Here is an 11,962-nt window from a genome sequence, read left to right as displayed (position 1 = left end):
TCCTTCTCTCTGGGAGTTACTTTTGACGCTTGTAAAAGGGCAGCTGCACGACTTCAAACTGCTCGGCCTTGCCGCGGAGATCGACGTCGACCACAGTGCCAACGACGGAATGTTCGACGTCGACATACGCCAAAGCGACCGGGTAACCGAGCGTCGGGCTGGGCTGCCCCGAGGTCACCTCACCGATCAGGGAACCGTCCTTGAGGACCGAGTAGTGCCCACGGGCGGCACGACGGCCGGCACCCTTGAGCCCCACGAGCTTCTGGCCGAGAGCGGATCCGACACCCGCAGCCTTGATCGCGGCGAGTGCTTCCTTGCCCACGAAATCACCCTCCTTGGCCAGGGAAACCACGGGTCCCAGTCCGGCGGCGTAGGGATTCACATGGCGGGAGAGCTCGTTCCCGTACAGGGGCATTCCGGCTTCGAGGCGCAGGGAGTCGCGGGCGGCGAGCCCTGCCGGGATGAGACCCTGGCCTTCACCGGCTTCAAGGAGGGCTTCCCACAGTACGGCAGCGTCGACGTTCGGGACATAGATCTCGAAGCCGTCTTCGCCGGTGTACCCGGTGCGTGCCAGCAGCAGGTCCTGCCCGTTGATCGAAACCTCAACGGCCGCGTAATACTTCAGCTCCGTGACCAGCGCGTGCTGCTCACCGGGGACCAGTTTCAGCAGGATGCCCTCGGCGTTGGGTCCCTGCACGGCAATCAGTGAAGTTTCGGCGGAGGCGTCCTCCACGGAAACGTCAAAACCGGCTGCACGTTCGCGAAGTGCCTGCGCGACGATCTTGGCGTTGCCCGCGTTGGGAACCACCAGGTACCGGTCCACGCCTTCTTCGGGCGAGGGGCGCCGGTACGTGATGAGGTCGTCGATGATGCCGCCGTCGGTGTCGCAGATGAGCGAATACTTGGCCTTCCCCACCGCGATCGCGGACAACTTGCCCACCAGCGCGTTGTCCAGGAACGCCGCAGCCTCCGGCCCGGTGACCCAGACTTCGCCCATGTGGGAGAGGTCGAACAGGCCAGCGGCGTTGCGGACTGCGTGGTGCTCGGCGAGCTCGGACTCGTATTTCAGCGGCATCTGCCAGCCACCGAAGTCGGTGAAGGAGGCGCCCGCCTTTTTGTGTTGCTCGTACAGAGCCGTGTAGTTCTCAGTCATGATCGGGATCCTTTAGTTCTCGAATGATTCGATCGGAGGGCAGGAGCACACCAGGTTGCGGTCGCCGGCTGCGCCGTCGATGCGGCCCACTGGCGGGAAGTACTTGTCCTGCTTGAGGTGGTGGACGGGGAAGGCGGCCTGCTCGCGCGGGTAGGAGCGGTCCCAGTCGGAATTCACGACGGCGGCAGCGGTGTGCGGCGCGTTGCGCAGCGGCGACTCCTCGACAGTGAAATCACCGCTGGCCACCTGCTCGATCTCGGCACGGATGGTGATCATGGCTTCGATGAAACGGTCGATTTCGGCCAGGTCCTCGGACTCGGTCGGTTCCACCATCAGGGTCCCAGCAACCGGGAAGGCCAAGGTGGGGGCGTGGAAACCGAAGTCGATCAGGCGCTTGGCCACGTCTTCAGCAGTAACACCCGTGCGTGCCGTCAGCTCGCGGAGGTCCAGGATGCATTCGTGCGCAACCAGGCCGCCTTCACCGGTGTAGAGAACCGGGAAGTGCTCATCCAACCGGGAAGCAACGTAGTTCGCGGCCAGCAGTGCCGACTTGGTGGCTTCGGTGAGGCCCTGGCCACCCATGAGCTTCACGTAGGCCCAGGAGATCGGCAAGACACCTGCGGATCCATACCGCGAAGCGGAAATCGCCACGCCATGACCCGGTTCGTGGGCGGCCTTGTTGGCATCGCCGGGCATGAACGGGGCCAAGTGGGCTTTCGCAGCAACGGGTCCAACACCGGGACCGCCGCCACCGTGCGGGATGCAGAAGGTCTTGTGCAGGTTCAGGTGGGAGACGTCGCCGCCGAACTTGCCCGGCTGGGCAAGGCCAACCAGGGCATTGAGGTTCGCGCCATCGACGTACACCTGACCACCGGCCTGGTGAACGGCGTCGCACACCTCAACGACGTCGGCGTCGTAGACACCGTGCGTGGACGGGTAGGTGATCATGATGCAGGACAGGACGTCCTTGTTGGCTTCGATCTTGGCGGTCAGGTCCGCGTGGTCGATGGTGCCGTCAGCGGCGGTCGCGACCACAACCACTTTCATGCCGGCCAGCACCGCGGACGCAGCGTTGGTGCCGTGGGCGGAAGCGGGGATCAAGCAAACGGTGCGCTGCTCGTCGCCCCGGGACAGGTGGTAGCCGCGGATCGCCAGCAGGCCCGCGAGCTCACCCTGCGAACCGGCGTTCGGCTGGATGGACACTTGGTCGTAGCCGGTGATCTCCGTGAGGTCGGCTTCCAGGTCCTCGATGAGTTCGCGCCAGCCGGCCGTCTGGTGGTCCGGTGCGAAGGGGTGGATGGAGGCGAACTCGGGCCAGGAGATGGCTTCCATCTCTGCCGTGGCGTTGAGCTTCATGGTGCACGAACCCAGCGGGATCATGGTGCGGTCCAGTGCGAGGTCCCGGTCGGACAGCTTGCGGATATAGCGCAACAGCTGCGTCTCGGAACGGTGCGTGTTGAACACCGGGTGCTGCAGGAAATCGCTGGTCCGGACCACGTCCGAGGGCAGCTCGAAGCCCGCCGCGTCCTTCACCGGACCGGCACCGAAGGCGACGGCAACGGCGGAGAGGACCTCCGGCGTCGTGGTTTCATCAATCGAGACGCCCACGGTGTCGGCGTCGATGAACCTCAGGTTGATGCCGCGGGCTTCGGCGGCGGCGATGACTTTGTCAGCCTTGCCGGGGACGCGGACCGTGAGGGTGTCGAAGAAGGACTCGGTCACGAGTTCGCGGCCAGCCGCCTTCAGCGCCGTCGCCAGCGTTCGTGCATGGCCGTGAACGGTTTCGGCGATCGACTTCAGGCCTTCCGGGCCGTGGTAGACGGCGTACATCGAGGCCACGATGGCCAGCAATGCCTGGGCTGTACAGATGTTGGACGTGGCCTTTTCGCGGCGGATGTGCTGCTCGCGGGTCTGGAGGGCCAGGCGGTAGGCGGGGACGCCCGCGTTGTCCTTGGAGACGCCGACGATGCGGCCCGGAAGCGTGCGCTCCATGCCTTCGCGGACGGCCATGTACGCGGCGTGCGGGCCGCCGAAGAACAGCGGGACACCGAAACGCTGCGCGGTTCCGACGGCGACATCGGCACCTTGCTCGCCCGGGGGCGTGATGAGGGTGAGCGCCAGCAGATCGGCCGCGACAGTGACCAAGGCGCCACGTTCCTTGGCTTCGGCGATCACCGGGGCATGGTTGAAAACGCGGCCCGAAACGCCCGGCTGCTGCAGGACGATACCGTTGATGTCGCCGTCGGGCAGGCCGGCAGAGAGGTCCGCGATCTCGACCTCAAAACCCAGCGCCTCGGCGCGGCCCTTCACGATTGCGATGGTCTGCGGGAGGAGGTCGGCGTCCAGGACGGTCTTGCCGTCCTTCACAGCCTTGTTCGCCCTGCGCATGAGCAGCACTGCCTCGGCAACGGCGGTAGCTTCGTCCAGCAGCGAGGCGTTGGCCACGGGAAGTCCCGTGAGGTCCTGGACCATGGTCTGGAAGTTGAGCAGCGCTTCGAGGCGGCCCTGGGAAATTTCCGGCTGGTACGGGGTGTAGGCCGTGTACCAAGCCGGGGATTCGAGGATGTTGCGGCGGATGACGGGCGGCGTCACGGTGTCGTAGTAGCCCTGGCCGATCATCTGCACGGCGGTTTTGTTCTTGGAAGCCAGCTTGCGCAGCTCAGTGAGGACCTGCACCTCGGTGAGGGCGTCCTGCAACTTCAGCGCAGTGTCCTGGCGGATGGAATCTGGGACAGCAATGTCCACCATGCCGTCGACAGAGTCAAGGCCGATGGCCTTGAGCATGGTGTCAACATCGGCCTGGCGGCGGGCGCCGATATGCCGGTCCGCGAACGCGGTGGGGGTTGATTGAACAGTCAAGAGGAACTCCATGATTCAGGCGCCTGCTGAGCGCCACGATGATGTGGGTTCCTCCCCGCTCTGTATTGGACCTGAGAGATTCCGCAGGAATGGTTGCCTGCTTGCACCGTCGGTGAGCCCGGTTTCCCGGACTGCTTTCCAGAGTTGCCTAACCGCGGCGGTACATGGGCCTGAGAGATTCCTGGGGAGGATTTGCTCCTACGGCGCCTGACTGGATGTACCGGCAGGACTCTCCCGCCGCAGATCAAAAGCGTTGCATCACGTGAGTGACACGCTTCACACCATAGCGGGTTGTTTTGAAAAAGCGCAAGCAAGCTGTGGCTACTGATGCATCGCTTCGTGGATCTGCAGTGCGAACCACAACTGCGCAACCGTGGACGTTTCGCCCATGTCCAGCCCCGTCAACTCACCGATTTTCCGGATCCGGTAGATGATGGTCTGCCGGTGCGCGAACAGCGTCGCAGCCGTCTTTTGCCAGGAACGTTGAGAATCCAAATATGTCCTCAGGGTCAGGATCAGATCGCCGTCCTGTCTCTGCTCATAGTCGAAAACCGGGCCCAGCAAGCGGCGCACCAACGCCGTCCCTTCCTCGAATCCGGTCAACCCAAGCCACGACGGTCCCTGCGCGTATCGGGCCAATTCCAGCCTGTTGGCGCGTGCCGAACCCAAGGCCCACAGCGACTCCTGCAGCGCCCGTTGGATTCCGGCCACAGCAGCGGGCGTGCTGATCCCGATCACGCTGCCAACGCCGCTGCAATGCACCAGGACCTCATCGGACACATCCGCCGGGACCACCACATGGAGCCGGTTGTTCCGCTTCAAGGACGCCGACGCAACCCCGTGCCGCCACAGGTCGATGTGGACGCCGGCCAGCCGGTCGTCGTGCGGTTCCGTCGCGTTGCCCGCGGCCATGGCGACCATCAGGAAGTCCGCGGCCGGTATGCCAAACGAGACCATCCGGCTTTCCATTTCCGCCACCCCGAGCCGCCCATCCGTGGCCTGCAGCAGGAACTCACCGGCCAGCCGGTGGCGGCTTTCCAGCGACAAGACAATCCGTGAGAGCTGCAGTCCCAGCACGGTCGCGGCGTGGAGGAGTACGACGGCGTCCGGGTGCGGTTCGCTGTTGGGCAGCACAACCAGGAGCGCATTCGCGTGGGTGGGAATGTCCATGGTCAGCACGTGCCGGCCACGGATCCGGTGCCACTGGAAGTTCTTGCCTGCAACGGACACCTGGCCCGGGTGCGGCGACCATTCCTCCACAAGGAAGCCGGGCAGCGGATGGCCCTCCGGATGCCATGGATGCAGGCAGCGGCGGTCCACCACGAAAAGTTCCGAATCCAGCTCCGTGGCCAACCTCAGGACCAGGCTCTGCCAGTGGTCCTCGGAGGCGCCAGCGGTCCGCAGCAGGTCATAGACCCGCGCGGTTTGCCGAAGCCGACGCGATTCTTCGAGCAGCGAGGACTCTGCAACCGACCGGGCAATCGCGATGAAGGGCAGGGGGTAGGGAATGTTGAGCAGGGGCAGGGGCAACTGTTCGCAGGCCGCCAGGAACTCGGCCGTCAGCGGTGGCGCGTGCATCTTTTCCCCGATTGCCAGAGCGCTGGCACCTGCATCCACCAGGGCCTCGGCGAGCGCAACCTGTCCCGCCGGATCGGACGGGATGGACAACCCGTTGGTCATCATGAGTTCGCCGCCCGTGACCCATTCCCACAGCCTGGGGAGGTCGGAGGTATGAGCCCAGGTGATGCGGTTGTCTTGTCCGGAGGCGCCGGCCAGGAGCGTCAGTCCGAGCTGCGGCTCAGCCACGAGTTCTGCCACTGTGATTGCCGTTCCGGGCCCTCCCTTCCCTTGCGCATGGCAGTCGCCGCGCGGCGCTTAGACGTTTGTCTAAACGCTTCGACCATTTGTAGTCAATGTACCGCTATGCGGAGTGATCCGCGTCACGAAGAATTGAGGTATGCACTTCCCGCTCAACGGCGAGCGCCCCAGCTACCTGAAGGATCCAGCCATGACAACGCACCAGCCCATTGGCCCCGTGGATGCAACCAAAGTTCCCCGTTACGCAGGCCTGGGCACCTTCGCCCGGCTCCCCCAGATCGACCGCGTCCCGGATTACGACATCGCCATCGTCGGTGTTCCGTTCGACGGCGGAACCTCTTTCCGCCCCGGCGCCCGCTTCGGTCCGGCCGCAGTCCGCGAGGCCTCGCGGCTCCTGCGCCCTGGCTACCACCCGGAACTCGACGTCGAGCCCGTGTACGAGGCACAGGTAGTGGATGCCGGCGACATCGCCTGCACTCCCTACGACATCACCCGCGCTGTGCGTGAGATCGAGGAGCAGGCTCTGCCCCTGATCAGCGAGGAGAAACGACTCATCTCCATCGGCGGCGACCACACCATCGCATTGCCCATGCTTCGGGCTTTGAACAAGGTCCACGGCCCGGTTGCGTTGCTGCACTTTGACGCCCACCTGGACACCTGGGACACGTACTTCGACCAGCCCATCACACACGGGACCATCTTCCGGCGCGCTTTTGAGGAGGGCCTCCTGGTGGAGGACAAGTCGATGCACGTGGGGATCCGCGGCCCCGTCTACGACCGCAACGACTTCCTCCGCGACCACGAGTTCGGTTTTCAGATCATCCGCTGCTCGGACCTGGACGTTATGGGCGTCCCGGCCGCGATCCAGCAGGTGAAGGACCGACTCGACGACACCCCGGTCTACGTTTCGATCGACATCGACGTCCTGGACCCGGCATTCGCGCCTGGCACGGGCACTCCGGAGATGGGCGGTCTCCACTCCCGCGAACTCCTGGCCCTGCTCCGCGGGCTGGACGGCATCAACATCGTGGGCGCAGACGTCGTCGAAGTCGCTCCGGCGTACGACCATGCGGACATCACCACCGTGGCAGCGGCTACCCTGGTGTTCGATCTGCTCGGTGTGATGGTGAACCGCAGCAAGGCAAGCACCGCAGGTGACCGTGAACTGGCTTCGGCATCCAGGAGCGCATCATGAGCACCGCACCTGTCACCGAAGTGCCCCGGCTGGAGGACAAGACCATCCAGCCCATCCCCTTGAACGAGCGGCACGGCAAGGCCAGGGACCTGTTTACCATCTGGTTCGGCTCCAACATCATGATCATGACCATCGTGACCGGCGGACTCGCCACCACGGTGTTCGGCCTGGGCTTCGTGCCAGCCATCGTGGGCATCATCATTGGCAACGTGGTGGGCGGCATTTTCATGGCGCTGCACTCGGCCCAGGGTCCGCAACTAGGCGTGGCGCAGATGATCCAGACCCGAGGCCAGTTCGGTTCATTCGGGGCATTGCTGATCGTGGTCATCGTGGTGGTCATGTACGTCGGCTTTTTCGCAGCCAACCTGGTGTTCGGCGGCGAGGCCATGGCCGCCGTCAGCCCCGGCATCAGCGTTGATGCGGGCATCATCATCATCGGGGTAGTCAGTGTGATCGCGACGATTTTCGGGTACCGGCTCATCCACGCCTATGCACGCGTCCTAAGCGTGACAGCCGGACTGGCGCTGCTGTTGGCTTTCGCTTGGATCCTGGTGGTGGACGGACTGCCCGCTAGCTTCCTGGAAACGGGCAATTTCAACTGGGTCGGCTTCATGGGAACCATCTCCGTCTCAGCCCTGTGGCAACTGGCCTACGCGCCCTACGTTTCGGACTACTCCCGCTACATGCCTCAGGGCACCGGGTCAGGGCCCGCCTTCTGGGCTTCCTACTCAGGCTGCGTCCTGGGCACCCTGTTCCCCATGATCCTGGGGGCTCTGGTGGGCACACTGGCCATGACCCTAAGTGCTGAGAACGTGGAAATCGTGGGCAGCCTGGGAGCCTTGCTTCAACCGTGGACCCTGGTCATCGTGGGCATCTTCTGCCTCGGCGTGGCTGCGTCGAACGCCATGAACCTGTACTGCGGCGTCCTCTGCACCCTGACGATCGGGCAGACCTTCAAGCCCACGTGGTTGCCCCGGGCGAAGACCCGGAGCATCGCCGCCGTCGTCCTCTTTGTCCTGGCGGTCTCGATTGCACTGTTCGCCCGCGACAACTTCATCCTCTTCTACACCAACTTCCTGTCCTTCCTGATGTACGTCCTGGTCCCGTGGACGGCCATCAACCTGGTGGACTACTACCTGTTGCGGCACGGCGACTACCGGGTTGAAGACTTCTTCAAGCGCGACGGCGGCGTGTACGGGCGGTTCAATTGGGTCGCCATCGGCTCCTACGTTGCCGGCGCCCTCATCCAGGTTCCCTTCTCCGCAACCGCCATCTACACAGGCCCGATGGCCGCCGCACTGGGAGGCGTGGACATCTCCTGGATCGTCGGGCTCGTGGTGGTCGCTCCCCTGTACTACGTCGCGGCCCGCGTGTTCGGCAAGAAGACGGAGGCCGTGCCGTTTCCCGCAACTGCACTCGCCCCCGACTTTCCCTGACCAGAATTCTTCCGACCAGACCTTCCCTGGCCCGACCTTCCCTGAAAGCGAATCACCATGACCATCACCCAGACCGAGAAGTTCACCGTCAAACGTTCCGCGGCTGAAGGCACCTCCAACGTCGCTGCGGTCCTCCCGCCCACCGGGCACTTCATCAACGGCTCCTTCGTCCCCGGCTCCTCGGGCCAGACCATCGACGTCGTGGACCCCACCACCGAGGTGGTCATCGCCTCAGTGCAGGCCGGCACGGCCGACGACGTGGACGCAGCTGTTGCCGCCGCCGTCGTCGCCCAAAAAAGCTGGGGTGCCACCACCCCGAAGGAACGTGCCGATGTCCTGAACCTCGTCGCCACCATCATCGAAGAGAACCGCGCGGTTTTCGAGGCCCTCGAGTCAGCCAACACGGGTAAACCGCAGGCAGTCTCCGAAGACGACGTCTCCAGCACCATCGACACCTTCCGGTTCATGGCCGGCGCTTCCCGGACCCTGACCTCCATGGCCGGCGGCGACTACGCAACGGACCACACCTCCGTGATCCTCCGCGAACCTGTTGGCGTCGTCGGCGTGATTACCCCGTGGAACTACCCGCTGCTGATGGCCGCCTGGAAGATCGCGCCAATCCTCGCCGCCGGCAACAGCATCGTCATCAAGCCGTCCGAGCAAACCCCACTGACCACGTTGAAGTTGGTGGAAGTGTTGGCCGGGCGCATCCCGGACGGCATCCTCAACGTCGTCACGGGCCGTGGGCGGACCGTGGGGCAGAGACTCTCCGACCACCCGGACATCGCCCTGGTGGCCCTGACTGGAAGCGTCGTCAGCGGGCAGGCCGTGGCGGAAACCGCTGCAAAGTCCGTCAAGCGCGTGCACTTGGAGCTCGGCGGCAAGGCTCCCGTTGTGGTCTTCCCCGACGCCGACCTCCGCGCCGCCGCTGCCGGCGTGCGCAACGCCGGCTTCTGGAACGCCGGCCAGGACTGCGGCGCGGCTTGCCGGGTCCTGGTCCACGAGTCCGTGGCAGAGGAGTTCACCCAGCATCTGGTGCAGGAAGTGGGCACTTTGGTTCTGGGCGCTCCGGACGCAGGGGACGACGTCGAAATTGGCCCCATGATCTCCCTTCCGCACTTCGAACGGGTCAAGGAGGCACTGGCTGAGGCCCGCGCTGCCGGGTTGGAGATCGCGATCGGCGGTTCGGCCGTGGAAGGCACTGGTTACTTCATCGAGCCGACGGTCATCACCAATGTTCCGGCGGGAGCGCCCATCGCGACGCACGAAATCTTCGGCCCCGTGGTCACTGTGGAGACGTTCGCCTCAACGGAAGAGGCAGTCATCCGCGCCAACGAAAGCCCTTATGGTTTGTCCGCTTCGGTGTGGACGCGCGATTCCAGCCTTTCCCTCCGGATTCCCAAGCAACTGGACTTCGGCACGGTGTGGGTCAATGCGCACCTGGTCCTGGCGTGCGAGGTACCGTGGGGCGGATTCAAGGGTTCGGGCTACGGCCGCGACCTCTCGCTCTACGCCCTGGATGACTACTCACGCACCAAGCACGTCATGATCAACCACGGCGCGTGAGCGCCCAACCAAGCAACGGAGCTTCCACCATGACAACTCACGTTTCCCGGGCATCGGGCGCAGCGGCGGCAGCCACCCCCACAGCCCCCTTCGACACCGACGCCACCTGGACCAACTGGGGCGGGAACCAGAGCGCAACGCCCGCCTTTACCGTTCGGCCCAGGAACGAACAAGAAGCGCTCGACGCCGTCCGCTTCGCCATCCGCGAAGGCTTGCCCGTGCGGGCGGTCGGCTCGGGTCACTCTTCCTCACCGTTGGTGCAGACCGGCGGCGTCCTGATGGACATGTCGGGCCTCACCGCGATCACCGGCACTGATCGACTGGCGCGTCGGGCCAGGGCGTTGGCCGGGACCACGATCAATGCTTTCGGGGATGCGCTGTGGGAGCAAGGACTCGCACTGAGCAACCAAGGTGACATCGACAAGCAGCAGATCGCCGGAGCGCTGGCCACCAGCACCCACGGATCCGGCAAGGACCTGGGCAGTTTCTCCTCCAAACTGCGCTGGGTGAAACTGATCAACGGCTACGGCGAGATCGTGGAGATCGGCGAGGACCAGCTCCGCGAACTTCGGGCGGCCCAGACGGCCTTGGGCACGCTGGGGATCTTCCTGGAGGTTGAACTGGAGGTGGAGGACAGGTACTACCTGCAGGAGCAGATCACGTATCCCACATGGGCGGAAACGACCTCCACATGGCAGGCAGACATCGATCACAACCGGCATTACTCATTCCTGTGGTGCCCCGAGGATGACTCGTGCGAACTCCTGGACCTGCCGGGCTCGCCGGATCACCGGATGGGGAACCGGAGCTACACCAAGCGGTACAACGTGGCGTCCGTCGAGGACGAGCGCCAGATCTCAACGGTTGAAGGCGCCCGACTGGACCGCTCCTACCGGATCTACCCGGGCGGATTCACCACCCAGTTCCACGAGCTTGAATACTTTGTCCGGAGCGAGGACGGCCTGGCCGCCGTCGAGGCCATCCAGGACCTGATCCGCAGCAAGCACCCGGACCAGAAGTATCCCGTCGAGGTGCGCTGGGTGAAGGCCGACGACGCGTACATGTCCCAGTTCCAGGGCCGCGACAGCACTGTGGTCACCCTGACCACCAAGCCGGGCACCGACTACTGGCAGTTCTTCCGGGATGCCGACGCCGTGCTCCAGGAATTCGAGCCCCGGGCGCACTGGGGGAAGATCCACTTCATGACCCGCAGCCGCCTGGAACGCCTCTACCCGGAACTGGACACTTTCCTCCAGGTCCGCCGCGAATTCGATCCCCGCGGAATGTTCCTGAACGACCACACCCGGTCGCTGTTTGGCTGAGCACATCACGGGGTAGGGGAGCGCGTGATGCACTCCCCTACCCCGTTACACCGGGTTGAAACATGGGGATGGTAGTTTGTTCACTGCTGAGGCAGACATCCGCACCCGAGCTGAGGACACTCCATGTTTAAGGGTTTCAAAGACTTCATCCTTCGCGGCAACGTGATCGAACTGGCCATTGCCGTGGTTATCGGCAGTGCTTTCACCGCCCTCGTCGGGGCCTTCACCAACCACATCATCAACCCGGTCATCGCCGCTGCCGGTGGCATGAACGCCGAGGGCCTGGGCTTCAAGATCTGGGAAAACAACCCCGCCACGTTCGTCGATTTCGGTGCCGTCCTGACCGCCCTGATCACCTTTGTGATCACGGCTGCCGTGGTCTACTTCATCTTCGTGGCGCCCATGAACAAGATCAACTCCCTGGTCAAGGACCGCCTCTCCACCGAGGAACCCGAGGAAGAACCGCTCCCCGCCGATACGGCACTCCTCGCCGAAATCCGCGACCTCCTCAAGGACGCAGCCGCGGCCCGCAACGCAGGTACCGCTTCCGCGCTCGACCCCGGGCTCGGCTCCGACCCCGTCCGTTAGGGCCAGTACAGCCTTTACAAATAGC

General features: G+C 64.4%; 8 protein-coding genes and 1 riboswitch. Of the genes, 5 read left to right on the top strand and 3 right to left on the bottom strand.

Annotation, left to right across the window (positions count from 1 at the left end; translation table 11 throughout):
- Positions 1–16 precede the first annotated feature (16 nt).
- From gcvT to QRM57_RS17155, 3 genes are all read right to left on the bottom strand, one after another.
- Positions 17–1,153, bottom strand: a complete 1,137-nt coding sequence (gcvT, locus tag QRM57_RS17165) for a glycine cleavage system aminomethyltransferase GcvT (RefSeq protein ID WP_284987453.1) — start codon at positions 1,151–1,153, stop codon at positions 17–19.
- Between the two features lie 12 nt (positions 1,154–1,165).
- Positions 1,166–4,012 carry an aminomethyl-transferring glycine dehydrogenase gene (gene gcvP, locus QRM57_RS17160; RefSeq protein WP_284987452.1) on the bottom strand — a complete coding sequence of 949 codons (2,847 nt, stop codon included), beginning with the start codon at positions 4,010–4,012 and terminating at the stop codon, positions 1,166–1,168.
- Positions 4,013–4,160: 148 nt separating this feature from the next.
- A riboswitch (glycine riboswitch) is annotated at positions 4,161–4,259 on the bottom strand.
- Positions 4,260–4,333: 74 nt separating this feature from the next.
- A complete protein-coding gene (locus QRM57_RS17155; protein ID WP_284987451.1) occupies positions 4,334–5,830 on the bottom strand; it encodes a PucR family transcriptional regulator in 1,497 nt (498 codons plus the stop codon).
- A gap of 190 nt (positions 5,831–6,020) precedes the next feature.
- Here QRM57_RS17155 and speB point away from each other — a divergent pair, with 190 nt between their 5' ends.
- From speB to mscL, 5 genes are all read left to right on the top strand, one after another.
- The gene (gene speB, locus QRM57_RS17150; RefSeq protein ID WP_284987474.1) at positions 6,021–7,025 is read left to right on the top strand and encodes an agmatinase; all 1,005 of its coding nucleotides are present in this window, start codon (positions 6,021–6,023) and stop codon (positions 7,023–7,025) included.
- The gene (locus QRM57_RS17145) at positions 7,022–8,461 is read left to right on the top strand and encodes a purine-cytosine permease family protein (RefSeq protein WP_284987450.1); all 1,440 of its coding nucleotides are present in this window, start codon (positions 7,022–7,024) and stop codon (positions 8,459–8,461) included. The genes speB and QRM57_RS17145 overlap by 4 nt, the downstream gene beginning before the upstream one ends.
- Before the next feature lie 57 nt (positions 8,462–8,518).
- The gene (locus QRM57_RS17140; RefSeq protein ID WP_284987449.1) at positions 8,519–10,027 is read left to right on the top strand and encodes an aldehyde dehydrogenase family protein; all 1,509 of its coding nucleotides are present in this window, start codon (positions 8,519–8,521) and stop codon (positions 10,025–10,027) included.
- Positions 10,028–10,056: 29 nt separating this feature from the next.
- Positions 10,057–11,349, top strand: a complete 1,293-nt coding sequence (locus QRM57_RS17135) for a D-arabinono-1,4-lactone oxidase (RefSeq protein WP_284987448.1) — start codon at positions 10,057–10,059, stop codon at positions 11,347–11,349.
- A gap of 123 nt (positions 11,350–11,472) precedes the next feature.
- The gene (gene mscL, locus QRM57_RS17130; RefSeq protein ID WP_284987447.1) at positions 11,473–11,937 is read left to right on the top strand and encodes a large conductance mechanosensitive channel protein MscL; all 465 of its coding nucleotides are present in this window, start codon (positions 11,473–11,475) and stop codon (positions 11,935–11,937) included.
- Positions 11,938–11,962 lie beyond the last annotated feature (25 nt).

Source organism: Arthrobacter sp. fls2-241-R2A-172 (genome assembly GCF_030208885.1).
Taxonomy (GTDB): Bacteria; Actinomycetota; Actinomycetes; order Actinomycetales; family Micrococcaceae; genus Arthrobacter.
The sequence above is the reverse complement of the archived record's forward strand: the minus strand, read 5'-3'. Positions and strand labels throughout refer to the sequence as shown.

What these genes read in the sequence shown, in the direction of transcription:
- speB (WP_284987474.1), top strand. Translation starts at nt 6,021, where the DNA reads ATGACAACGCACCAGCCCATTGGCCCCGTGGATGCAACCAAAGTTCCC.
- QRM57_RS17135 (WP_284987448.1), top strand. Translation starts at nt 10,057, where the DNA reads ATGACAACTCACGTTTCCCGGGCATCGGGCGCAGCGGCGGCAGCCACC.
- gcvT (WP_284987453.1), bottom strand. Translation starts at nt 1,153, where the DNA reads ATGACTGAGAACTACACGGCTCTGTACGAGCAACACAAAAAGGCGGGC.
- QRM57_RS17145 (WP_284987450.1), top strand. Translation starts at nt 7,022, where the DNA reads ATGAGCACCGCACCTGTCACCGAAGTGCCCCGGCTGGAGGACAAGACC.
- QRM57_RS17140 (WP_284987449.1), top strand. Translation starts at nt 8,519, where the DNA reads ATGACCATCACCCAGACCGAGAAGTTCACCGTCAAACGTTCCGCGGCT.
- mscL (WP_284987447.1), top strand. Translation starts at nt 11,473, where the DNA reads ATGTTTAAGGGTTTCAAAGACTTCATCCTTCGCGGCAACGTGATCGAA.